Annotated in this window: 23 protein-coding genes and 1 riboswitch; of the genes, 19 read left to right on the forward strand and 4 right to left on the reverse strand. The window is 39.7% G+C overall.

Annotated features, from left to right (window positions below; all coding sequences use genetic code 11):
* Positions 1 to 13 precede the first annotated feature (13 nt).
* The 15 genes from paaD to ABC228_RS08080 all read left to right on the forward strand — a co-directional run bounded on the left by paaD (position 14) and on the right by ABC228_RS08080 (position 14,380).
* Positions 14 to 505, forward strand: coding sequence for a 1,2-phenylacetyl-CoA epoxidase subunit PaaD (paaD, locus tag ABC228_RS08010; protein WP_345824588.1), 492 nt, complete (start codon positions 14 to 16; stop codon positions 503 to 505).
* Between the two features lie 26 nt (positions 506 to 531).
* Positions 532 to 837: an EthD family reductase gene (locus ABC228_RS08015; RefSeq protein WP_345824589.1), complete on the forward strand. Its 306-nt coding sequence runs from the start codon at positions 532 to 534 to the stop codon at positions 835 to 837.
* Positions 830 to 1,600 carry an enoyl-CoA hydratase/isomerase family protein gene (locus ABC228_RS08020; RefSeq protein ID WP_345824590.1) on the forward strand — a complete coding sequence of 257 codons (771 nt, stop codon included), beginning with the start codon at positions 830 to 832 and terminating at the stop codon, positions 1,598 to 1,600. Before ABC228_RS08015 ends, ABC228_RS08020 begins: the two co-directional genes overlap by 8 nt.
* Positions 1,601 to 1,604: 4 nt before the next feature.
* Positions 1,605 to 2,381 (forward strand): enoyl-CoA hydratase/isomerase family protein, encoded by a 777-nt coding sequence (locus tag ABC228_RS08025; RefSeq protein WP_345824591.1) that lies wholly within the window; start codon positions 1,605 to 1,607, stop codon positions 2,379 to 2,381.
* 11 nt (positions 2,382 to 2,392) lie between these two features.
* Entirely contained in the window at positions 2,393 to 3,913 is a 1,521-nt protein-coding gene (locus tag ABC228_RS08030) for an aldehyde dehydrogenase family protein (protein WP_345824592.1), read from the forward strand.
* A gap of 35 nt (positions 3,914 to 3,948) precedes the next feature.
* Positions 3,949 to 4,824: a 3-hydroxyacyl-CoA dehydrogenase gene (locus ABC228_RS08035; RefSeq protein WP_345824593.1), complete on the forward strand. Its 876-nt coding sequence runs from the start codon at positions 3,949 to 3,951 to the stop codon at positions 4,822 to 4,824.
* Positions 4,821 to 6,020: an acetyl-CoA C-acyltransferase gene (locus ABC228_RS08040; RefSeq protein ID WP_345824594.1), complete on the forward strand. Its 1,200-nt coding sequence runs from the start codon at positions 4,821 to 4,823 to the stop codon at positions 6,018 to 6,020. Before ABC228_RS08035 ends, ABC228_RS08040 begins: the two co-directional genes overlap by 4 nt.
* 69 nt (positions 6,021 to 6,089) lie before the next feature.
* A complete protein-coding gene (locus ABC228_RS08045; RefSeq protein ID WP_345824595.1) occupies positions 6,090 to 6,866 on the forward strand; it encodes an enoyl-CoA hydratase-related protein in 777 nt (258 codons plus the stop codon).
* Positions 6,867 to 6,881: 15 nt separating this feature from the next.
* On the forward strand, positions 6,882 to 7,850 hold the full coding sequence (locus tag ABC228_RS08050; protein WP_345824596.1) for an NAD(P)H-dependent flavin oxidoreductase: 969 nt from the start codon (positions 6,882 to 6,884) through the stop codon (positions 7,848 to 7,850).
* A 142-nt stretch (positions 7,851 to 7,992) separates the two neighbouring features.
* The gene (locus ABC228_RS08055) at positions 7,993 to 9,132 is read left to right on the forward strand and encodes a Leu/Phe/Val dehydrogenase (RefSeq protein ID WP_345824597.1); all 1,140 of its coding nucleotides are present in this window, start codon (positions 7,993 to 7,995) and stop codon (positions 9,130 to 9,132) included.
* 59 nt (positions 9,133 to 9,191) lie between these two features.
* Positions 9,192 to 10,247, forward strand: coding sequence for a pyruvate dehydrogenase (acetyl-transferring) E1 component subunit alpha (gene pdhA, locus ABC228_RS08060; protein ID WP_345824598.1), 1,056 nt, complete (start codon positions 9,192 to 9,194; stop codon positions 10,245 to 10,247).
* Positions 10,248 to 10,305: 58 nt separating this feature from the next.
* Positions 10,306 to 11,268, forward strand: coding sequence for an alpha-ketoacid dehydrogenase subunit beta (locus ABC228_RS08065; RefSeq protein ID WP_345824849.1), 963 nt, complete (start codon positions 10,306 to 10,308; stop codon positions 11,266 to 11,268).
* A 231-nt stretch (positions 11,269 to 11,499) separates the two neighbouring features.
* Positions 11,500 to 12,495: an ABC transporter substrate-binding protein gene (locus tag ABC228_RS08070; protein WP_345824599.1), complete on the forward strand. Its 996-nt coding sequence runs from the start codon at positions 11,500 to 11,502 to the stop codon at positions 12,493 to 12,495.
* A 108-nt stretch (positions 12,496 to 12,603) separates the two neighbouring features.
* Positions 12,604 to 13,584 (forward strand): ABC transporter permease, encoded by a 981-nt coding sequence (locus ABC228_RS08075; RefSeq protein WP_345824600.1) that lies wholly within the window; start codon positions 12,604 to 12,606, stop codon positions 13,582 to 13,584.
* A 1-nt stretch (position 13,585) separates the two neighbouring features.
* Positions 13,586 to 14,380: an ABC transporter ATP-binding protein gene (locus ABC228_RS08080; RefSeq protein WP_345824601.1), complete on the forward strand. Its 795-nt coding sequence runs from the start codon at positions 13,586 to 13,588 to the stop codon at positions 14,378 to 14,380.
* A 33-nt stretch (positions 14,381 to 14,413) separates the two neighbouring features.
* Here ABC228_RS08080 and ABC228_RS08085 read toward each other — a convergent pair whose 3' ends face one another.
* Positions 14,414 to 15,136 (reverse strand): NAD-dependent deacylase, encoded by a 723-nt coding sequence (locus tag ABC228_RS08085; protein WP_345824602.1) that lies wholly within the window; start codon positions 15,134 to 15,136, stop codon positions 14,414 to 14,416.
* Positions 15,137 to 15,281: 145 nt separating this feature from the next.
* A riboswitch (cobalamin riboswitch) is annotated at positions 15,282 to 15,472 on the forward strand.
* 131 nt (positions 15,473 to 15,603) lie between these two features.
* Between ABC228_RS08085 and ABC228_RS08090 the strand changes: the two genes are divergently transcribed.
* From ABC228_RS08090 to ABC228_RS08100, 3 genes are read left to right on the forward strand one after another with little or no spacing between them, the layout of a single operon-like run.
* Positions 15,604 to 17,844 (forward strand): ribonucleoside-diphosphate reductase subunit alpha, encoded by a 2,241-nt coding sequence (locus tag ABC228_RS08090; protein WP_345824603.1) that lies wholly within the window; start codon positions 15,604 to 15,606, stop codon positions 17,842 to 17,844.
* Positions 17,841 to 18,275 (forward strand): flavodoxin, encoded by a 435-nt coding sequence (locus ABC228_RS08095; RefSeq protein WP_345824604.1) that lies wholly within the window; start codon positions 17,841 to 17,843, stop codon positions 18,273 to 18,275. The genes ABC228_RS08090 and ABC228_RS08095 overlap by 4 nt, the downstream gene beginning before the upstream one ends.
* Positions 18,256 to 19,299: a ribonucleotide-diphosphate reductase subunit beta gene (locus ABC228_RS08100; protein ID WP_345824606.1), complete on the forward strand. Its 1,044-nt coding sequence runs from the start codon at positions 18,256 to 18,258 to the stop codon at positions 19,297 to 19,299. The genes ABC228_RS08095 and ABC228_RS08100 overlap by 20 nt, the downstream gene beginning before the upstream one ends.
* A gap of 51 nt (positions 19,300 to 19,350) precedes the next feature.
* On the opposite strand, the gene ABC228_RS08105 is transcribed toward ABC228_RS08100, so the two are convergent.
* Together ABC228_RS08105 and ABC228_RS08110 are read right to left on the reverse strand one after the other, a co-directional pair.
* A complete protein-coding gene (locus ABC228_RS08105; protein WP_345824607.1) occupies positions 19,351 to 20,142 on the reverse strand; it encodes a TerC family protein in 792 nt (263 codons plus the stop codon).
* 345 nt (positions 20,143 to 20,487) lie between these two features.
* Positions 20,488 to 21,750: a hypothetical protein gene (locus tag ABC228_RS08110; RefSeq protein ID WP_345824608.1), complete on the reverse strand. Its 1,263-nt coding sequence runs from the start codon at positions 21,748 to 21,750 to the stop codon at positions 20,488 to 20,490.
* Between the two features lie 126 nt (positions 21,751 to 21,876).
* Here ABC228_RS08110 and ABC228_RS08115 point away from each other — a divergent pair, with 126 nt between their 5' ends.
* A complete protein-coding gene (locus tag ABC228_RS08115) occupies positions 21,877 to 22,920 on the forward strand; it encodes a MerR family transcriptional regulator (RefSeq protein WP_345824609.1) in 1,044 nt (347 codons plus the stop codon).
* Positions 22,921 to 23,227: 307 nt separating this feature from the next.
* On the opposite strand, the gene ABC228_RS08120 is transcribed toward ABC228_RS08115, so the two are convergent.
* Positions 23,228 to 24,067: an N-acetylmuramoyl-L-alanine amidase family protein gene (locus ABC228_RS08120; RefSeq protein ID WP_345824610.1), complete on the reverse strand. Its 840-nt coding sequence runs from the start codon at positions 24,065 to 24,067 to the stop codon at positions 23,228 to 23,230.
* Positions 24,068 to 24,270: the final 203 nt, after the last annotated feature.

Here is a 24,270-nt window from a genome sequence, read left to right on the forward strand (position 1 = left end):
AGCGAATAGAACAATGGACGAAAATAATCGAATAGAAGACATTCGTTCTGTATTAAAAACTGTTGATGATCCAGAGCTCCCATCTGTCAGTGTATATGACTTAGGAATGGTCTATGAAATACGTGTTGTTGCCGAGGATGTTCATATTAAGATGGTTCCTACGTTTTTAGGCTGTCCTGCTTTAGACTTTATCCAAATGAATGTCAAACAAGCAGTTGAAAAAATAGATTGGGTAGGAAGCTGCTTTGTGCAGTTCACCATGGAACGACAATGGTCAACAGATGCTATTACAGATAAGGGAAAATTGGAATTGAGAAAACATGGTATTGCACCACCACCAGAAAAATATCGTCCAGGTGATGAATGGACTGTCAATTGTCCTTATTGTGAGTCTGATTATACTTCAATGGAGAATGTTTTTGGACCAACAGCTTGCCGTAGTATTTTATATTGCAGCGCTTGTAGGAATCCATTTGAAGCGATGAAGCCAGTAGTAGAACAATAGTAAACAGGAGAAAAGGAGAATGGAATATGGTTAAATTGATTGCTTTATACAAACAGCCAGAAGATAAGCAGAAGTTTGATGAGCATTATTTTAATACACATGCGCCTATTACCAAAAAAATCCCAGGCTTACGAAAGATGGAGGTAACTAGAATAGTAGGTTCCCCAATGGGGGAAAGTGATTATTACCTATTATGTGAGATGTATTACGATAGCCATGAATCGTTAAAAAATGCAATGAAAACGGATGAAGGGAAGGCTTCTGGTAGAGACGTCATGAAATTTGCGGGAGATATTGTCACGCTTATGATTGGTGAAGAGCTTGATGAGTAAATTCATACAAGTGTTCTCAGAAGATGATGTGGGAGTCGTCCAGTTGAATCGCCCAGAAGTATTAAACGCTCTAAACCGAGAAATGGTAGAGGAAATTGTTGCGCAACTAGAGTCTTTTGAACGTAATGAATCTATTAGAATAATCGTCGTAAAAGGGAACCATCGAGCATTTGCGGCAGGTGCTGATATAGAAGAGATGCTAGAGGAAACACCACTTACATTAGAGCTCTTAAATCCATTTGCCGTGTGGGACAAAATTAGCTTAATAAAAAAACCGATTCTAGCTGCTGTAAATGGCTTTGCTTTAGGTGGCGGGTTTGAATTAGCACTTCACTGTGATCTGATTATAGCAGCGGAGGATGCTAAGTTTGGCTTTCCAGAAGTAAAATTAGGCGTGATGCCAGGTGCAGGGGGAACCCAGTTCTTAACAAAAGCGATGGGAAGAAGAAAAGCGCTTGAATGGATTTGGCTTGGAGAATCGATGTCAGCAAATGAGGCACTAAGTCATGGAGTCATTAATCGGGTTGTGGCACCAGAGCTAGTAGAAGAAGAAACGATGAGACTAGCACAGCAATTGGCAGCTCTTCCACCTGTTTCGTTAAGGCTAATAAAAGAAGCGGTGCATGTGGCGGAGGATACTTCATTACAAGAAGGAAAACAAGTAGAGCGAAAAAACTTTTATCTTGCGTTTTCTTCAGCAGACCAAAAAGAAGGAATGCATGCATTTTTAGAGAAGCGCCCACCGACCTTTAAGGGGGTGTAAGCAAATGAGCTATGAATCTATTTTATATGAGAAAAAAGGAAAGATAGTCGAAATTAAGTTGAATCGCCCATCTGCCTATAATGCATTTACAGAGCAAATGAATAACGACGTGATGAGTGCACTAAAAGTAGCGACGAAGGATGATGAGGTTAGATGTATCATCATTACTGGTAATGGAAAGGCATTTTGCTCCGGTCAGGATTTAGTTGAAGTAGATGAGCGCACGAATCATGCCGAATTCCTTCGAGAAAGGTATCATCCGATGCTACAAGCACTCAGACAAACACCGAAGCCTATCGTAGCGGCAATTAATGGAACCGCAGCTGGAGCAGGAATGAGTCTTGCACTTGCTTGTGACTTCCGTGTTATGAAGAGTCGTGCAAACATGATTAGTGCATTTATGAATGTTGGACTTGTCCCGGATACAGGTTTTTTATATATGCTTCCAAAAATAATTGGTTATGCGCAAGCATTGGAAGTTGCAACACTTGGTAATCCAATTACTGCTGAAAAAGCCAAGGATTTGGGATTAGTAACAGAAGTGTATAACGAAACAGAATGGGATGAACGTGTAAAGGATTTTTCTACTTATCTTGCAGAGCTACCTACTAAAACGTTCTCTCTAATAAAACGCTATATGCTAACTGGCATGCACGAGAATTATGAAACATTTTTAGAGCAAGAAGCCTTTGCCCAAAGAATTGCTGGTATGTCAAAGGATCATCAAGAAGGACTGAAGGCGTTTGTAGAAAAAAGAAAACCGAATTATACAGGAAAATAAGGAGGATAAGTATGGAGCAAACGGTATCCGATAAAATTACAGAAGTTGGAGAAATGAAGCGTAGTCACTATGCGATGATCATTAATGGAGAGCGTGTTGAAAGTGAAACTGGAGAAGTATTTGAAACCTACGATCCAGCGAAGGGGGAAACAATTGCAACCATTGCAAAGGCATCCATAAAGGATGCGGAAAAAGCGGTTCAAGCAGCTAGAAATTCATTTGACAATGGGAAGTGGCGAAAATATCCGATTGGAAAAAGAGCTCGTGTTTTAAATAAGATTGCAGCGATTATGCGTGGTCGGTTTAATGAATTGGTTGAGCTAGAAGTATTAAATAGTGGTAAATCAATCGGGGCAGCACAAGTGCAAATTAGTCAGGCTATCGAAGACTTTGAATTTTATGCTGGTGCCATTGTTGGCCATCGTGGAACCGTTAACAACATGCCTAATGGATTTTTTAATTATACGCATAAAGAACCCGTTGGTGTTTGTGCACAAATTATACCTTGGAACTATCCAATGATGATGGCAGCATGGAAAATAGCTCCGGCAATCGCAGCGGGGTGTTCTGTCATTATTAAGCCAGCTAGTTTAACCCCAATCACGGCTATTGTATTAAATGAGATTTGTCATGAAGCAGGAGTGCCTGAAGGTGTTGTGAATACAGTTCCAGGAGCAGGTCAAGTGATAGGAGACTACTTGGTCACACATAAAGCTATCAATAAGGTCGCCTTTACTGGGTCTACCCCTACTGGTAGAGATATTATGGAAAAGGCGTCCGGTACATTGAAGCGATTAACACTTGAGCTAGGTGGCAAATCGCCAAGTATTGTTTTTGAAGATGCGGATTTGGAAGCAGCGGTAGCGGGTTCCCTATTTGGAATCTTCTTTAACACCGGTCAATCCTGTGAGGCACGTTCGCGCTTATTTATACATGATGCCATTTATGATGAATTTATGGAGCAGTTTGTGAGTAAAACCAAGAAGCTTCAATTAGGTGATCCTTTTGATAAGGGTACACATATAGGCTCTATTATAAGTCGAAGCCAGCTTGAAAAAATCGATGGCTATGTCCAGTCGGCAATAGCCGATGGAGCTACGATCTTAACTGGTGGGAATGAAGTGAAAATAGAAGGGTTTGAAAATGGCTATTGGTATGAGCCGACGATTATTGCCGATGTAACACCTGATATGAAGGTTGTACGAGAGGAGATTTTTGGACCGGTTGTTGTGGTAGAAAAGTTCACGGATGAACGAGATGTTATTAAGCGAGCGAATGACTCTGAGTATGGGCTGGGTTCGGCTGTTTGGACTACTAATCAAGCAAGAGCAACACGAGTTGCACATCAAATACAAGCAGGTATTGTCATGGTTAATAGTCCATTCTCAGCATTTCCAGGTACACCATTTGGTGGTTATAAACAATCTGGGTTTGGTAGAGAACTAACCGTTGAAACGCTTGATTTGTATATGGAGGATAAAAGCGTACTTTCCTATTATGGACCAAAGCCAATTAATCCATTTGGAGTTTAAAAGTGCTAATCAATCATTAGAGAGGATGCTTACCAATGACGATTGAAAAAGTTACCGTCGTTGGAGCTGGAGTAATGGGGCGAGGCATAGCCTATGTCTCGGCCCTTGCCGGTTTTCAAACGACCATTGTTGATGTCTCGGAGGAACAACTTCAACTCGCAACGAAACAAATTGGTCAACTTGCAAATAAGGCGATACAACGAAAGAAAATAGATGCCAATGAAGCGGAACGTTTATTACATAATGTCCATACATCTATGAATTTAGAAACAACTGTTGCAGAAACAGATTTTTTGATTGAGGCAGTTCCAGAAAAGCGAGATTTAAAACGTCATGTTCTCGAAACCGTGGACGGGTATGCACCAAAACATATCATTCTAGCATCGAACACATCTACGATAAGTCCTACTGAGTTAGGCTCTTATACGAAACGGCCACAACAGGTGGCTGCTATGCATTTCTTTAATCCGGTTCATCGCATGGGTTTAGTAGAAATTGTTAAAGGCTTGGAGACGAGTCATGAGACGGTGTCTATTATTCGTGCAGTTGCAGAGCGTATGGGCAAGGAGACGGTTGAGGTAAAGGAATTCCCAGGTTTTGTTACGAGCCGAATAAGTGCCATGGTCGGCAATGAAGCGTTTTATATGCTACAGGAGGGAATTGCCACAGCAGAAGACATTGACAAAGCAATTCGACTAGGACTCAATTACCCAATGGGTCCTCTTGAACTAGGAGATCTTGTAGGACTAGATACACGATTAAATAATCTAAAGTATTTACATGAAACCCTTGGAGAAAAATTTCGTCCGGCACCGCTGTTAGAGCAATATGTAAAAGCTGGCAGACTTGGTCGTAAAACAGGGCGAGGTGTGTATGATTATACAAATGATGGTGAGTTGATTAAAAAATGAGAAATGCTGTAATTGTAGATGCTGTCAGGACACCTATTGGGAGATACAAAGGAGTGTTAAAGGACATCCGTCCTGATGACTTAGGTGCAATGGTAATTGAGGCATTACTGAAACGAAATCCTGAATTACCAAAAGAACAAATTGAGGAAGTAGTATTTGGCAATGCGAACCAAGCAGGTGAGGATAATCGGAATGTTGCTAGAATGTCAGGGCTTCTTTCTGGATTACCTGAAACAGTAGGCGGAACAACGATTAATCGGCTTTGTGGATCTGGTCTTGATGCCGTAATGTATGCAGCGCGTTCTATTGCTGTTGGAGAAGGGGATGTATTTATTGCAGGAGGCACTGAAAGTATGACACGTGCTCCTTTTGTAATGGCTAAACCAGACAAAGACTTTCCAAGAGGAAATATGGAGGTCTACGATACGACAATAGGCTGGAGATTCATTAATCCTAAGTTAGCGGAAATGTATGGAACAGACTCTATGCCCGAGACAGCAGAGAATGTTGCGAAACGCTATAACATTAGTAGAGAAGAGCAAGACAGATTTGCATTTACAAGTCAGCAACGCGCAAAGAAAGCAATGAATGAAGGTCGTTTTTCTAGTGAAATTATTCCCGTAATCTATCACGATAAAAAAGGGAAAAGGATTCAGATTGATAGAGACGAACATCCACGTCCAGATACGTCATTAGAAAAACTAGCAAAATTAAGACCCTTATTTGAACAAGGTACCATTACGGCAGGGAATGCCTCGGGCGTAAATGATGGGGCATCTGCGCTATTAATGATGAGTGAAGAGAAAGCCAAGGAGCTCGGAATAAAGCCGCTAGCACGTTATGTAGCTGGTGCAACAGCAGGCTTAGAACCATCCATTATGGGGCTAGGACCTATTCTTGCATCTCAGAAGGCATTAGCACGTGCCAAATTATCGATAACAACGATTGGATTAGTGGAATTAAATGAGGCATTTGCTTCACAATCCTTGGAATGTATTAGACAACTAGATTTAGATTCCGAGATTGTGAATGTAAATGGAGGAGCAATTGCTTTTGGCCATCCATTAGGTGCAAGTGGTGCAAGAATAGTAACAACACTTATTCATGAAATGCAAAGGCGTAAGGTTCAGTATGGATTAGCGACCATGTGTGTCGGCGTTGGACAGGGAATATCAGTAATTGTGGAAGGACTATAGGTATTTATCAGATAAGATAGCGTTGCTTAGAGATCGATCGTCATCCATCCATATAAAAGGAGAATCATAATGCAAACCATACTGTTTACAGTTGAAAACAACATTGGCTACATTACCCTTCATCGACCAGAAGCGTTAAATGCCTTTAACTATCCAATGTTACTTGAGCTAGAGGAGGTAGTTGATCAAATCCATCTTAACCACGAGATTAGCGTCGTGATTATTACTGGTTCTGGAGATAGGGCATTTAGTGCTGGAGCGGATTTAAAGGAGAGAAAAGCTTTAACGGAACATGAGGTAAGAAGAAATGTAAAAGCGATACGTGATGTTTTTGACAAAATTGCTAATTTACCACAGCCAACCATTGCAGCTATTAATGGATATGCCTTTGGTGGCGGCTTTGAGCTCATGATCGCATGTGATTTTGTGATAGCGGTTAGTGATGTCAAGATGGGACTAACAGAAACAAGCTGGGCAATCATTCCAGGAGCAGGTGGAACACAGCGATTACCAAGGCTAATTGGTGAGATGAGAGCGAAGGAACTCATTTTAACAGGTAAGAGAATTACGTCAGAGGAAGCCTGTGAATTGGGTGCTGTATTACAAGTAGTAGAGAAAAATTCACTGATGAATACTTGTCATCAGCTCGCTAATCAACTATTGAGGAATGGTCCAATTGCAGTTAAACAAGCAAAATATGCAATCACAAGAGGGATGAATACAGATTTGAATACAGGGCTAGAGATAGAAGCAAAAGCATACGAGCTTACCATACCAACAGAAGATAGACTGGAAGCTTTGCGAGCGTTTAGTGAAAAGAGAAGTCCGGATTTTAAAGGGAGATAAAAAGGGGGATAAGACTTGAACCGTGTGACCAACATACTACAAATAAAATATCCCATCATTCAAGGTGGTATGGGAAATATCTCAAACGCTGCACTCACTGCTGCGGTTTCGGAGGCGGGGGGATTAGGTACGATTGGCTGTGGGACAATGTCTGTTAATCAAGTAGAAGAAATAATCCTCCTAACGAAACAATTAACCAACAAGCCATTTGCTCTAAACATTGCAATCAATGTGACACCATATACAGAGCAGCTAATTGCATTAAGTATTAAACATGAAATACCAGTTGTATCGCTTTCAGCTGGGAATCCTTCTCCCTATATCCCACAGCTCCATGAGCATAAAAAAATAGTGTTGGCGATTGTCGCTTCTGTTACACATGCACAAAAAGCAGAGACTGCTGGCGCAGACATTCTGGTTGCGGAAGGATTTGAAGCTGCAGGGATTAATTCTAATTTAGAGCTAACAACCTTTACACTAATTCCTCAGATTGTTGAAAAAGTAGAAAAGCCTGTTGTTGCTGCTGGTGGAATTGGGAATGGAAAAGGATTAGCAGCAGCTTTTGCATTGGGTGCCGAAGGAGTACAAGTTGGAACGAGGTTTATCGCAACAAAGGAAGCGCCATTCCATCAAAATTATAAGCAACGATTAATCGAAGCTCAAGGCAAGGACGCCGTAATTATCGGAAGGTCTATTGGAAGAATTAGAAGAGTACTTGATACAAACTACATAAGAAATCTACGTAATCGTGAAATGGATGGTATTTCTATAGCGGAATTTGGAAGATTTACCTCTGAAACACAGCATGTAATTGGTGCGTTGCAAGGGGATTTGGATAATGGCTTCATCAATGGTGGTCAGGTTGCAGGGTTAATTAACGATATTCCAAGCGTTAAAGACCTTATCGATACCATGATGTATGATGCTCAGAAGCAAATGACACAGAGTCTTAAATTGCTAGATTTTAATCCTAATCAAGCATAAAGCCCGCTGAAATTGTATCTTGTTTTGGAGGAATGGTAATAAAGAGGTTTTTGCGCATGGCATATCAAGAGGAAATCACCATAAAATGTAAGCGTTTACTATAAGTTTAATTTCATGACGCTACTGTAATGGGAGGATTTATATGGAATTTGTTGAAGGGCTATCGAAAAATACAAATTTTGAATTACTAGATAAAATGTCCGAACATGAGCAAGTTGTCTTTTGTAATGATGTTCATTCAGGTTTACAGGCAATTATAGCGATCCATTCAACTAAACTAGGTCCAGCATTAGGCGGGTGTCGAATGTACCCATATATGAGCTTAGATGAAGCCTTGGATGATGTGCTTAGGCTTTCAAAAGGAATGACCTATAAGTGTGCCGCTGCTGATGTAGATTTTGGTGGCGGAAAAGCAGTCATCATAGGTAATCCAGAAACGGATAAATCACCAGCGATGTTCCGTGCTTTCGGTCAGTTTGTGGAATCATTAAATGGCCGATTCTACACCGGTACAGACATGGGCACGACAATGGATGATTTTATTCATGCAAAGCGCGAAACAAATAACATTGTTGGAATTCCAGAAGCATATGGTGGAGGTGGCGATTCATCCATACCCACTTCACAAGGTGTAATCTATGCAATCATGGCCACCAATAAAATGCTTTTCGGGAGCGATCAGTTACAAGGTGTATCGTATGCCATCCAAGGGCTTGGTAAGGTTGGCTACAAGGTTGCAGAGCACCTGATGATACATGGAGCCGAAATTGTTGTCTCGGATTTTAATCAAGAGAGAATTGATAAGCTAAAAGAAAAGGCGAAATTAACTACTGGTTCACTTAAAGTTGTTCAAAGTGATGCGATTTATGATCAGGATGTGGATGTCTTTGTTCCGTGTGCAGTAGGTGGAATTATTAATGATCAAACAATTGAAAGGCTTCAAGTAAGGGGTATTGTAGGTTCAGCAAATAATCAGCTTCAGTCTGACGAACATGCTCAAAAGTTGTTTGAAAAAGGCATCTTATATGCACCTGACTACATCGCAAATTCTGGAGGCTTAATACAGGTTGCAGATGAATTATATGGTTTTTCAAAAGAAAGAGTACTAGCGAAGACGAAGGAGATATATCATGTGATGCTACAAGTGTATCACGAGGCAGAAAAGCGTCAGATTTCAACTAGTGATGCCGCAAACCATTTATGTGAAAAAATCATGTCTGAAAAGGGGGTAAGAAATAGCTTTTTTACTCGTTCTGTTCGACCGAAATGGAACGTAAAGTAACTATAACAACAGTTTAAGAGCGTAACGATACAGGACAAAACCATATTGGAGGTTATTAAATGGGAGAGGCATATTCCATTAAAAGGATAATTGATGAGCAGGGAAATCTAATCGATGCAAATGATAAGTCTAAGATTGACCAGCAAATTGTGCACGATGGTTACTACCATATGTATCGAATACGAACGTTTGATAAAAAGGCAAAAAGCTTACAACGGCAAGGGAGAATAGGCACCTATCCTCCTTTTGAGGGACAAGAGGCTGCTCAGGTTGGAAGCGCACTCGCATTAGGGGCAGAGGATTGGATATTTCCTACATACCGTGATCATGGTGCAATGCTGACACATGGCTCGGATATGACCAGGACATTTCTATATTGGAATGGTAGAGTTGAAGGCTGTGTGCCACCAGCAGGAAAAAAAATTTTTCCTGCTGCAGTTCCCATAGCAACACAGCTTCCGCATGCTGTAGGTGCCTCTTGGGCAGAAAAAAGGAAAGGAACAACGAACATTGCAGTTGCCTATTTTGGTGACGGGGCTACTTCGGAAGGTGATTTCCATGAAGGGCTAAACTTCGCAAGCGTTTTTCAGACGCCTACAATCTTCTTTAACCAAAATAATGGTTATGCAATTTCTGTTCCATTTGAACGACAAATGCATTCAAAGACGGTGGCGCAAAAAGCGGTTGCTTATGATATCCCTAGTGTGCGCATCGACGGGAATGACTTCTTGGTTGTGTTTTTAGAAATGCAAATTGCTATTGAACGAGCTCGCTCTGGAGGAGGCCCGACATTAATTGAAGCAGTAACGTGGCGTACAGGTGCACATACAACAGCGGATGACCCAACGAAATATCGTCCAGAGGGACAGGGAGCAAAGGTTGTTGATCCCATTATACGTTTTGAACGATTTATGAAAAATTATGGCTATTGGGATGAAAATCAAATAGAAGCCATTCACAATCGTGTAGAGGAAGAGGTTGAAGCGGCTGTCAAGGAAATGGAGTCCTATCCAAAAGCAAATGTTGATGATTTATTTAATCATGTTTTTGCAGAGCTACCGGCTCCATTAAAGGAGCAGAAAGAATCATATTTTCAGCTGTTGAGGGGGGAGTAAGGTGAAAACAGAATTAACACAATCGACCCATCAGGATAATACGACACATTCATTAACGATGATTCAGGCAATAAATGATGCGATGAAAACAGTGCTTGAGCAGGATGAAACGACATTAATATTAGGGGAGGATGTTGGAAAAAATGGAGGTGTATTCCGGGCGACGGATGGTCTTGTTGCAAAGTTCGGTGAGGACCGAGTAATTGACACACCTTTATCAGAATCGGGCATTATCGGGACCTCAGTCGGATTAGCAGTAAATGGGTTTAAACCAATCGCGGAAATTCAGTTTATGGGCTTCATCTATCCTGCATATGATCAGATTATGACGCATGTTTCACGAATTCGAATGCGCACGATGGGGCGTTACACGGTCCCCATGGTTATCCGTGCACCATTCGGTGCTGGCGTAAGAGCCCCTGAAGTTCACTCGGACAGTGTGGAAGCATTATTTACGCATATGCCGGGTATCAAAGTGGTTTGTCCCGCAACGCCATATGATGCAAAGGGATTACTGATTGCGGCAGTAGCAGATCCAGATCCCGTGCTATTTATGGAGCCAATGCACAATTATCGTTCATCACGAGAGGAAGTTCCAGTTAAATCGTATACAGTTGAAATTGGGAAGGGTAAAAAACGTGTGGAAGGAAATGACGTGACCTTAATTACATGGGGTGCAATGGTTCCACTTGTTGAAAAAGTAGCAAACCAAGCAAACAATAACGGAAGTAGCTGTGAAGTGATTGACCTTCGTACCTTATATCCGATTGATCAAGCGATTATAGCTGAATCCGTTCAAAAAACAGGTCGAGCTGTTGTGATTCATGAGGCACCTAAAACTGGAGGACTAGGAAATGACATTGTATCGCTTATTAATGATACGTCATTTCTGTATTTAAAAGCACCAATCGAGCGGGTAACTGGTTTTGATGTGCCGGTTCCATTCTTCAGTCTCGAAAATCACTATTTACCTACACCAGAACGGATTTTAAAGGCTATTCAAAAGGTGTTAACATTCTAGCGTAAAAATTAAATATTTTCTAATAGATGATTACTAGTAAGGAATTACTAGGTAAGCGTTTCCAAAAAGTAAGAATTGTCAAAAAATATACTTGACTCAATATATCAGTATGTTATAATTTTTCAAATATATTTCGACGGATAATAGGTCACTTCGATATTTGTTATCTGTAAAAGGACTATTTAAAGTAAGTGGATTAAAATTCTTATGAAAAATAAGGGGGAGTACGTAGTGAAAAGAGGGCTTCAATTACTCATTCTAGTCATTATTAGTGTAGTCGTATTAGCTGCATGTGGAACAGAAGATGCTGGTGGGGACGATGCAACCTATAAAATCGGTGCATCTCAAATCGTGGAGCATCCATCATTAGACAGAGCTTATGAAGGATTTCAAGCTGCTTTAGAGGAAGCGGGACTTGATGTTGAGTATGATTACCAAAGTGCTCAAGGTGATCAAAACAATTTGAAGCCGATTTCCGATGGATTTGTAGCGGATAATGTTGATTTGATTTTTGCAAATTCAACACCTGCTGCATTATCGGCGCTTGATGCAACAAAGGATGCAAGGGATATTCCGATCGTTTTTACCTCTGTTACGGATGCTGTGGCATCTGAAATAGTAGAATCAATGGATCAGCCAGGTGAGAATATCACAGGAGTTGTGGATCTACATCCTGAAGCAATTCAAGAAACGGTAAAATTCATAGATACGTATTTCCCAGATTCAACAGTTGGATTAATATATAATGCTGGTGAATCAAACTCTGTAACACAAATTGAAAATGTGCTAGCAGCTGGAGAAGGTACCACCTTAAGCTTTGAGGAACGTACGGTTGCGAACTCATCTGAGGTGTTACAGGCAGCTAACACATTAGTGAGTGAAGTAGACCTATTCTATATTGTGACAGATAACACAGTAGTCTCAGCTCTAGACAGTGTCGTTGGTGTGGCAAACGAACAGGATATCCCACTAGTTGTAGGAGAACCAGATTCATTAGCCAAGGGTGGCTTTATCACATTTGGTATTGATTACTACACAATTGGGTATCGCTCGGGAGAAATGGCTGTAGAAATTCTAACTGGAGAGAAAACAACAAAAGACATTCCAGTAGAATATCCACCAGAAATTCAACTGTTTATAAATAAAGAAGCAGCAGAAGAACAAGGCGTTGAATGGAACGCTGAGTGGGATGAAAGTGCTCAATTTGTAGAAACAGCAAAAGAGTAGAAAATGAACACCCTATAAGTCTTTTCAGGAAGCAGGCTATTGCCTGCTTCTCTATTCTAACTTGGTAATATTCTGCACCTTTATGTGTGGAAAAGGAGGTAAAAAACAGTGCTTTTTTCTTTATTTGGAGCTGTTGAGTCAGGAATAATATACGCAATTATGGCTTTAGGGGTTTATTTGACCTTCCGAATATTGGATTTCCCCGATTTAACGGTAGATGGAAGCTTTGTTACAGGAGCAGGTGTCGCAGCAATATCAATTTCACACGGTGTATCCCCGTTAATAGCTACACTTTTTGCAGTTATTGCAGGATTCATTGCGGGTAGTATAACCGGGTTACTGCATACAAAAGGAAAGGTAAATGCTTTGTTATCCGGAATACTAATGATGATTGCATTATATTCGATTAATCTAAGAATAATGGGCCAGCCGACTGTGCCAATAGACAGTGATTCAACACTTTTCTCACAATTAAGAGGGCTATGGCCAGCTGGGATTGATGATTTCTTTAATGGGATTTTTACAACATTAGGTGCAGAGCGTGCTCCAGCGACATGGGTCATTTTATTTTTTATGTTGATTGTCACGTTGATTATTAAATTTTTGACAGATTATTTCTTGAAAACAGAAGTTGGATTAGCGCTTCGAGCGACCGGAGATAACAAGCGAATGATTCGGAGCTTATCCGCTAACACAGATAGCTTGATTATTTTAGGTGTTGGTCTATCCAATGCTTTGGTTGCACTCAGTGGTGCTTTAATTGCGCAAATTAATGGTTTTGCCGATGTGCAAATGGGTATCGGGATGATAGTAATCGGTCTTGCCTCTGTCATAATTGGAGAAGCCTTATTTGGTAAAAAGACAATTGCGATAGCAACAATTGCAGTAATTGGTGGAGCTATTGTATATCGCATCGTGGTAACATTAGCGCTTCGAGTTGATTTCTTGGAGGCTGGTGACATGAAGTTAATTACGGCATTTATAGTAGTAATTGCACTGGTTGCACCGAAAATAGTGCAAGCACGAAAAGAGAAAAAAAGACGAATCGCTAAGCGTGCCACACTTGGCGGGCTAGGGAAGGGGGCCTAATATGTTAACCATCAAGGATGTTTCCTTAACCTTTAATGAAGATACACCAGATGAAAAGAAGGCCTTACAAGGAATTAATTTAGAATTAAAAGAAGGGGAATTCGTCACTGTAATCGGAAGTAATGGAGCTGGAAAGTCTACGCTTATGAATATTATTTCGGGAAATCTGGTACCTGATGTTGGTGATGTTCAGATAGGGGGTAAGACGGTAACCAATCTCCCTGAATATAAACGATCTGCCTATGTTGGACGTGTCTTTCAAGATCCAATGGCAGGTACAGCACCATCGATGACAATTGAGGAAAACCTCGCAATGGCCTACTCTAGAACAAGGAAAAGAACATTAACGCGTGGTGTAACGAAGCAACGTAAAGTCGAATTCCGAGACCACTTGGGTTCTCTCAACTTAGGTTTAGAGGATCGGTTAAATGCAAAAGTCGGCCTGTTATCAGGTGGAGAACGACAAGCATTATCCTTACTGATGGCAACATTTACAAGGCCAAATATATTGCTCCTGGATGAGCATACGGCAGCATTAGACCCATCAAGGGCTGCGTTAATTACGAAGCTCACCAAAGAAGTAGTAGCAGAACATGGCTTAACAACTTTAATGGTAACGCATAATATGCAGCAGGCACTGGATTTAGGAACAAGGTTAATTATGATGGATAAAGGACAGATCATCTTGGATATCGATGAAAGTAAGAAGCAGGGCCTTGCAATTGAAGATTTACTCAAGGAATTTCAACGAATTCGAGGAGAGCAATTTGAAAGTGATCGTGCAGTATTAGGGTAATTACGGGAGACAGGAACAGATTATGTTTCTGTCTCATTTTAATTGTTGATCGATTTCTATTAGGAATTCCTTAATGCTCTTATGTTGTATGATAGAATCGGCAAAACGATCTAATGGAGTCGCCTCGCGGTTTACAATGACCAGTCGGGCACCATGCTCCTTTGCAACCATTGGAAACATGTTAGCAGGAGAAACTGTTAGGGAAGAGCCAAGTACGATAAACAGCTCTGCCTTAAATGTTTCTAATTCTGCTTGGTTAAATGTGGCTTCAGGTAGCATTTCGCCAAATAGAACAATCCCCGGGCGAACAGGTCCCCCACAATGATGACAATAGTTACTCCCATTCAAGTATCGTTCTCGGTCCTGCTCTTTTTTACAAACATTGCAATAAAATTTTCGAAATGTACCATGAAGTTCCATGACGTTATTATTTCCGGCATCGTGATGAAAGCCATCCACATTTTGTGTAATAACCCCATGTATCGTCCTGCTCTGTTCCCACCTTCCAAGTATTAAATGTCCAGGGTGAGGTTTATAACTATCTATTTCTCTTAATCGATATTGATAAAAGTTCGTAAATTCTTCAAAATTATGGTTTAGAGCGTGAACATTCGCTAGCTCATCTGGATTAAATTTTGCCCATAACCCTCTATTTTTTGAACGAAAATCTGGAAGACCACTTTCTGTTGACATGCCAGCTCCTGTAAAGATGATCGTATAGGTAGATGCTTGAATCCAATTAATAATTTCGTCCATTCGTTATACACCTCACAATTATTAGTACCATTTTACATAATAGAATTTCTATTTACGAATAAAAAAACAATGGTTGCAAAGTCTATTAATCTATGATAGGATTTATATACAATATATTGTGTTCGTGTTAAAACTTAATACTATATATAGTGTTGTGAGCAATGGTGACATGTTAATGTCTGAATAGGGAATCCAGTTAGAATCTGGAGCTGTCCCCGCAACTGTATGTGTCGACGAACGAGAATTCCACTGTATCATTATTTCTATCTTGATATGGGAAGGACTTTAGTAGGGAGAAGCACAAGCCAGGAGACCTGCCAAAGCTCACAGTTTCATTTTCTTCGGGGTGAAAGAATATGAGACGATGGGGTTATACATAATAGGATAATTTCTGTCGTTTTTTATGAACCGTTCATCCCGTGGGTGAGCGGTTTTTTTGCTTGTCATTACATAAGGAGGTATTTGAGATGGTAACAGCTACTGTAAATAAAGAAGAGATGGGAGAACAACTGATTCGATTTGCCTTTCAAGGGCTCTCTATTGAGTCTAATGAATTTATGGAGAAATCGATAGAATTGTTAAGAGAGAAAGAGGACTTAACGGTTGATAGAATAATTGATTTATTTGTTAAAAAGGCATTAGAGAATATAGATGAAGCAAAACCAGATTATACCTTTGTAGCGAGTCGATTGCTGTTACAATCATTATATTATCAAGCAGCTAACAATCGTCAACATGATGTAAACCAACCATATGGGGATTTTTATGCACTTATTGATTTTCTTACGAAGGAAGGAATTTATACATCAAAGCTGCTTGAAAAGTACAGTAAATCAGAGATTGATTACTTAGCGCAGAACATTGATCCGGATAAGGATTTATTATTTACTTATTTAGGTTTATATACGCTTGCAAACCGATATCTAGCAACCAATCATAAAAAGGATACATATGAATTACCACAAGAACGATGGATGATTATTGCCATGCATGTGATGCAGGATGAAAATCCGGAAAAACGTTTGGATTTAGTCTTAGAAGCGTATTGGGCATTAAGTAATCTATATATGACAGTTGCAACACCAACATTAGCGAACGCTGGAAAAACACATGGACAGTTATCAAGCTGTTTTATTGATACGGTTGATGATAGCTTACAATCTATTTATGACAGCAATACGGATATTGCAAAGCTATCTAAAAACGGTGGTGGAATTGGCGTATACATGGGCAAAATACGTGCCAGAGGTAGTTCCATTAAAGGCTTTAAAGGAATGTCAAGTGGTGTTGTTCCCTGGATTAAACAGTTAAATAATACTGCCGTAAGTGTTGACCAGCTTGGAACTCGAAAAGGTGCTATTGCTGTCTATTTAGATGCGTGGCATATGGACATTGAATCATTTCTGGACTTGAGATTGAATAATGGAGACGACCGGATGCGCGCCCATGATATTTTTATTGGTGTCTGTCTACCAGACTTCTTTATGGAGCAGGTAGAGGCGCGTGGTGACTGGTATCTATTTGATCCACATGAAGTTCGTGAGGTCATGGGCTATTCACTGGAAGACTTTTATGATGAACAAAAAGGAAGCGGTACTTGGCGAACAAAGTATGAGGAATGTATTAACTGTGAAGAATTGTCCAGAAAACGAGTGCCTGCGATTAATATCATGAAGCGAATCATGAAGTCGCAACTCGAATCAGGAACGCCATTTATGTTTTATCGGGATGAAGTAAATAGACAAAATAGTAACCAACACAATGGCATGATCTACTGCTCCAATTTATGTACAGAGATTACACAAAACCAATCGCCAACTGAATTTTTAGAGGAATTTACAGATGAGGATGGCTATGTCATTAAAAAATATAAAACTGGTGATTATGTTGTTTGTAATTTAAGCTCCATAAATCTAGGGAAGGCAGTACCAGATGACATATTAGAACGCTTAATAAAGGTGCAGGTACGGATGCTTGATAATGTCATTGACATTAATACGCTACCAATTATTCAAACGCAGTTAACAAACCAGAAATATCGAGCAATCGGTCTAGGTACGTTTGGATGGCATCATCTTTTAGCAAAGAAACACTTATACTGGGAGTCGGCTGAAGCAGTTCAGTACGCAGATGAGTTATATGAAAAAATCGCTTATTTAACTATTAAGAGTAGTATGGAATTAAGTAAAGAGAAAGGAAGCTATTCCGTATTCTCGGGAAGTAAGTGGAGTACAGGTGCATACTTTGATGACAAAGGCTATTCTGATGAAAAATGGAACGCATTAAAGCAGGATGTGATGGAATATGGTATTCGTAATGGCTATTTGATGGCTGTTGCGCCGAATTCTACAACTGCTATGATTGCTGGATCTACCGCAAGTATTGATCCGATATTTAAACCTTTCTATCATGAGGAAAAGAAGGACTTCAAGATACCAACTACAGCACCAGATATCGATCATCAAACATATGATATTTATCGTCGTTCAGCCTATATCCTAGATCAACGATGGTCTGTGAAACAAAACGCTGCTAGACAGAAGCATATTGACCAAAGTATCTCTTTTAATATCTATGTGCCAAATACTATTCGTGCTACAGTTCTGTTAGATTTACACCTTCAAGCTTGGAAAGAGGGTTTAAAGACTACCTATTATGTTCGATCGACCTCTAATGAAGTAGAAGAATGTGAGTGGTGTGCAAGTTGAGAACAGCAATTGCATATGTGTCCTATAGCGGAAATACGGAAGAAACAGCAGAACTCATTCAACAAAAGCTCTATGCAAGAGGAATACAAGTCGATATGCACCGGATTGGAATTGACCAACCGATTCATCCATCACAATATGATGTGCTGTTTCTTGGTACATTTACATGGGAGAATGGTAGCACACCTGATGAGGTGAAGGATTTTGTGTTGGAAATCGGCTACAAGCCTGATAATGTCGCGGTATTTGGAACCGGTGATACACAATTTGGTGGAGACGATTTGTTTTGCAAGGCAGTCGATAAACTCGTAACGTTCTATGAAAGTAAATGGGGCGGCTTAAAAATTGAACAATCCCCAAGAGGCTCGCAAGAATATGTAATTGATAATTGGTTAAAAGGAGTTTTACAACATGCAAGACACATTGCTTAAAAAGGCTAAAACGATGGAACCTCGTTTTCCTAATCAAACCTCTAAGGTATTTGGTGGAGAGTCTAGTGGAATATTGAACTGGAATGATATTAAGTATCCACACTGGTATAAAATGTACAAACGGTTAGTAGGTAATTATTGGCAAGCAGATGAGATTAATATGTCATCTGATGTAAAACAATTTCCGATGCTGACGGAAGCGGAACAAGATGCGTATTTGAAGATTATTGGTTTACTATCGACACTGGATGCGCCCCAAACAAGAACAGCATTACTGCTTTCTCTTTATGCAACCGATCCTTCTGTACAATCCATTATGGCGGTCATCGCTCAGCAGGAGGCTGTTCATAATGAAAGCTACTCCTATGTACTTTCATCCGTTGTTTCGCTAAAGGAACAAGATGAAGCATTTCAGCTTGGTAGAAAGGATTCGGTTCTACTAAAGCGGAATGAGAGACTGATTGCGGGTTATAATCAATTTGTAGAGGATCCAAGTGTAGGAAATATTCTAAAGACGCTAGTATACACTTCTTTATTAGAAGGATTGTTCTTCTATTCAGGCTTTGCCTTCTTTTACAACCTTGCTCGGGATCATAAAATGGTTGGAACCTCGACAATGATCAGCTATATTAATCGTGATGAGCTTGAGCATGGAAGATTTATATCGGAGCTATTTCGAGCAACATTGGCGGAATATCCTGAATATAATACGGAAGCATTTATCGATTGGGTATACCATGAATTTCGATTAAGTGTTGATCTCGAATCAGAATGGTCCGCTTATGTTCTAAAGGATGTAGACGGAATCGATTTAGAAGAGATGCAAGGATATATTAAATATAGAGCGAATAAAATGCTGCGTATGCTTGGTTTAAGTGAAATATATCCGGATCATACGGAAAATCCAATGAAATGGATACGAGCTTATGTGGATAATTTTGATGGGACGAAAACCGATTTCTTTGAGCAAAAATCACGACAGTACACGAAAACAAGTGATTTAAATGGATTTGATGATTTGTAAACAAACAAAAAAGGAGGTAGCACATGGTGGCTACCTCCTTTTTGTTTGTTATTACGATGAAGAACCTTCACGAGTGGTTTCTTCATCCTTCGAGCCTGATTTACCTGATGCAAACCAACCAATCACTGCAATAGCAAGTAGGACTCCCCAGAAGATGATTGTCCACAAGGTGCTATGTGGGAAGTGATGATCTAAAACCCCTACTTTATCGTGGCTTAACGTAATAACTGCAAGCTTGACACCTACCCAAGCTACAATAAGATAAGCAGTTGTTTCAAGACCTGGTCTTTTATCGAGTAATTGTACAAACCAACTAGCAGCAAACTTGATTAAAATTAATCCTGCAATACCAGCTAAAACAACGATAATAAATTGTCCAGCGTCCATTCCACCAAAGTGACCTAGTCCGGTTTCTGGCAAGACAATTGCAAGTGCAACTGCTGCAAGAATAGAGTCAATCGCAAAGGCGAGGTCTGCTAGTCCGATTTTGGCTACGGTTGGCCAGAATCCTTTTCCAGCTGCCTCTTCTTCTAGTTCATCTTTATCACCCTTAGGCGACCCAAAATGATCTTGGATAACATGCTTTAATCCTAAATAAATTAGATAAGCTGCACCAATTGCTTGAACCTGCCACACATTTGCGATAAAGGATATTGCAAAAAGAGCTGCAAAGCGGAAAACAAATGCTCCAATAATCCCATAATTAATCGCTCGTTTCTTCTCGTCATCTGGTAGATGCTTCGCGATTACTGCTAAGACAAGTGCGTTGTCAGCAGATAAAATACCTTCTAATCCTATTAATATTAATAAAGTCCAACCGTATTCTAGCCATATTGATTCCACTTCGTTTTCTCCCTTCCGTTCTGAAAAAATAGAGGCTTTCACCACTTAACATGGTAAAGGCCTCTCTAAAAAAGAATAGACCTTTACCATATCGGCAAAGGTCTTGCTAACAACACCGTAAGTTGCCAGTTAGGCCGAGAGTATTCAAGATACTCTGAATTGACGACATAACTGTTAAAGCTACTCCCCTTTGAAATTACATGTTTATTTAATCATTAAATAATTTTTATGTCAATGTTTTTCCTTAACACTGGGTGAGTGCCCTTACCTGTTATTATTGTCGTATTATCAAAATGTTTTATACCTACTTAGCACCTTCGACGGCATGTAAATTATGGAATTAAACTAGAGGTCGTTAAGGTGAATTTTATTACCGGATGAAGCATCAATTACGTCATCACAATCTACTCTCCCACATAATAGATAACGGTCAGAATTCGATTCCTTTACATAGACAGGTGTAATGGTAATCGCATCCTTTATCATGTTAAAGGCTGTTTCTTGATTAACGTCAATAGCTTGTGCTTCCTTAAAACGCATAAACCGATCAAGTATGATTTTACTGTCCCAATAATTAGCCACACGATAAGTATTTCGATTGATGATAACCTTTACTTTACGTTGAAGCGCTCTTTTACTGTCTTGAATGCTCGTTAGTTCGGCAATGATAAACCCTTTTTCAGGATACATTCCTGTTAAAAGCCACCTGCCGGAATCGTCTGTATAAACACAGCTTAAAAAGCTTCTTGTTTCATCGATAGATGTTTGCAATTCCTCATCTGTAATAGGTGACTTTACGGTTTTCTTGGCAATTGCATCTTCATATGAAATATCAGTAGAGAAATCGACTTCTTCTGGATAGAATTCTTTTTTCTGGGCTGTTTCCCATTCCATTACGACATCTAGATCGATAAAGGTATCTAGCTGAAAAACAGATTCTGGATAGATGGTTCTGGACAGATCGTTTAAGACGTAAAATTGTTTCATATGCCAAAGGTTTAACCAAGCTTCCTCATGTTCGTAAGGAGTTTCAACTAATGTGAAATGCTTCAAAAGCTCGTCTGTTATAGCCTCTTTTGTAATGGAAAGAGGTTCCCAATTTATTTGGTCTTCTGTTGGAAAGACGCCATCGATTGAAAAGCTTGTGAGCTGTTCGTTTTCATTAAATGTAACATCAATGCTCCCAGAAGGTGCGACATCAATATTATCAACCGTTGCGTGGAAGCTAAAGTCTCTACCATCTTCATGGACAAGTTTAAACTGTCTTCCAAACATCATGCCAGTTTTCTCTTCTACCCATTCGATTACATTCTCGATTTGAGGTGAAGGAAAAACTTCCTCATTGGCATAGGACGTATCCTGAACAAAGTTAATTCGCTTTAGGCCTTGAGTATGTAAATCAATCTCCAAAATAGCAGAGCCAGATGGATTATAATCATCAGCGTCTTCTACAACAAGACTGGAAGGTACCCATTCTAAAGAGAGTATATAGCTTGTTTGATTTGCTAATGTTGTTTCGGAATATATCGTATTTCGCTTTAATACATAGTCATTTAATCCGTAATCCTGTTGAATATTCTCCGCGATAGTAAGTATGTTTTCATTCATTTTGATTACCTCTCTTCGTAAGATTCGCTAATATTATAACAAACGAAGTTAAAATAAAATATTTTTTGTTCTTTACTTTCCCCTTAGGGTAACGTTTATAGTAATCAACAGAGAGGAGTAGTTGAAATGCAAATAAAAGAAGCTGCAAAGCTTTTAAATACAACGCCAAAAACGCTACGATTTTATGAAGAAAAAGGATTAATAGCACCCTCGAAGGATGACGCGAATCAATATCGTTATTTCTCAGAGAGTGATTTGTATCGAGTCAGTACGATTTTAGCGTTGCGTGAAATCGGGGTTCCAGTAAAAGAGATTAAAGTGTTATTAGAAAAACAAAGCATGAGCATAAAACAGTACTTAGATATCCAACGCTCTGCTCTCTATGAGCAATGGATAGAAATGCGAGATATGATTTTAACGATTGATCAAATGGTTGAACAAGTAGAACCAAATTTACATTCACAAGAGGTGTTACATCAGCTTGCTAATCATTTGAAAAGCATAAAAGAAGTACGTCGTAAATGGCGTGATCGTTGGGATTTTGATGGGCAGGCTACGGATTATGATGAAAACATTAAAAAAGGAGGGTTTCGTTTTAATGTTCATGAAGGCTATGATGAAGCCTTAGTTATGGTTGAAAAAATGGTTCAACTACAACCGGAAGAAGTGTGTGTGGATATTGGTATTGGAACAGGTAACTTAGGTTCGAGATTCCTGCAAACTGGTGTGAAAGTAATTGGTGTTGATCAATCGGAAAAAATGCTAACAAAATGTCAGGAGAAGCATCCGTCTATTGAAACACGAAAAGGACATTTCTTAGCATTACCGCTACTGGATGGCTCTGTTGATGCAATTGTTTCAAGCTATGCATTACATCATTTAACCGATCAAGAAAAATTACATGCCTTTGAAGAAATGCTTCGTGTATTAAAACCAGGCGGCCAGCTCTGTATTGCTGACTTAATGTTTGAAAATCAAGCTCATCGGGAGCGTGTCATGCGGGACTTGAAAAAGAGTGGAAATGAAATAGCCGTAGCTGCGATTGAGGATGAATATTACGGAGATAAATCGATTTTAGTAACGTGGTTACGAAACAAAGGTCTTCCAGTAGAGATGCTTCAGTTTAATGATATCTTAGGATTGATTTATACCAAGAAAACATATGAATAGCTTAAAGAGGCTAGGACAGAACTAAAAGGGAATTCTGAAAAGCCGAACGATAAACTAAACTAGATCCGGAAATATACGTAGACTCCTGCGGGAGGAAAGGCATCGGTGAGACCCCGCAGTGCGTCAGCGCGAGGAGGCTCACCAGCCGCCCGCGGCAAGGTAGACACTGTGAGGTTGCTCACGAACAGTTGTCGCCCCTGTACTGGAAGTGAAAGCGAAGTATATTTCCGGATCGGGATAAATGCACTAGCTATAATCGTTCGTTTTTTCCTTGCTAAAAATACTTTTGTCCCAGCCCCTTTTGTAATTAAGAATCCCAAAAATATTCAATTAATCCAATTGTAATGGCGCGGGCCACTTTTGACTGATAATCATCCGTCTTAAGTGTGCTAAGCTCCGTTGTATTGGTTATAAATCCTAATTCAACTAAGATCGCAACTTGTTCATTATCCCTTAGAACTCGGTAATCGTGCTGAATGACGCCTCTGTTTTTTAAGGCGACCTCCTCTGAGAGTGAATGCTGTATAATATGTGCAAGTTTATAGCCACTCTTATGGTAATAGGTATTAATACCACCGACATAGTTTGCGTCAAATGCATTGAAGTGTATGCTGATAAAAGCATCTGCTTCGTGTGAGTTACTAATATGAACCCGTTCATTTAAAGAAACAAAGTAGTCATCGGTTCTGGTTAAGATCACATTTGCCCCAGCTTCTTGTAATTGCGCTGCAATTCTTTTAGAGGTTGCTAAGATGAGATCCTTCTCCATTACACCATTATGACCAATTGCTCCTGGATCTTTTCCGCCGTGCCCCGGGTCAATTACGATGGTGTAGCCAGATAGTAATCCTTCTGGAAAAAAAACTTCCGTTTCATCCACAGGACTTAGGTATTCTGAAGCAACCCAAACCTCTTTTCCATTATAGTAAGTTTGAACCCAACCAGACCTTTCCTGGAATATCGTTACTTTATTGCCTTTCTTTAGTTTGCCAGCAATATCACTAGAAGTAGAAGGCGAGTAGCGCATGTTTAATAAGTCAGTATTGACTTCATAGGTTTGGTTATTCTTCGCTTGTACAGTTACTGTAGCAATGTGAAAGCAAAAGAGGAAGGTAATGATTAACGTGAATCGATAAAAATAAGTCATAAGATACTCCTTACATAAAAGTTATCCCATTGATAAGATTTTCCTTAAATACAACTTTTTAAACGAAATTTATTGATATCGTATTGTGGCAGGATAATGTATGTACTTGTCGAAGTGGTATAAGATTAGGGTTTCAGATAGTGATAGGACTATAATAGCTAGGAGGAATTAGAACGGCAGTGAAAGGTCTTGATTATAGAATG

Origin of the sequence: Ornithinibacillus xuwenensis (genome assembly GCF_039614845.1) — a bacterium.
Classification (GTDB): domain Bacteria; phylum Bacillota; class Bacilli; order Bacillales; family Amphibacillaceae; genus Ornithinibacillus; species Ornithinibacillus xuwenensis.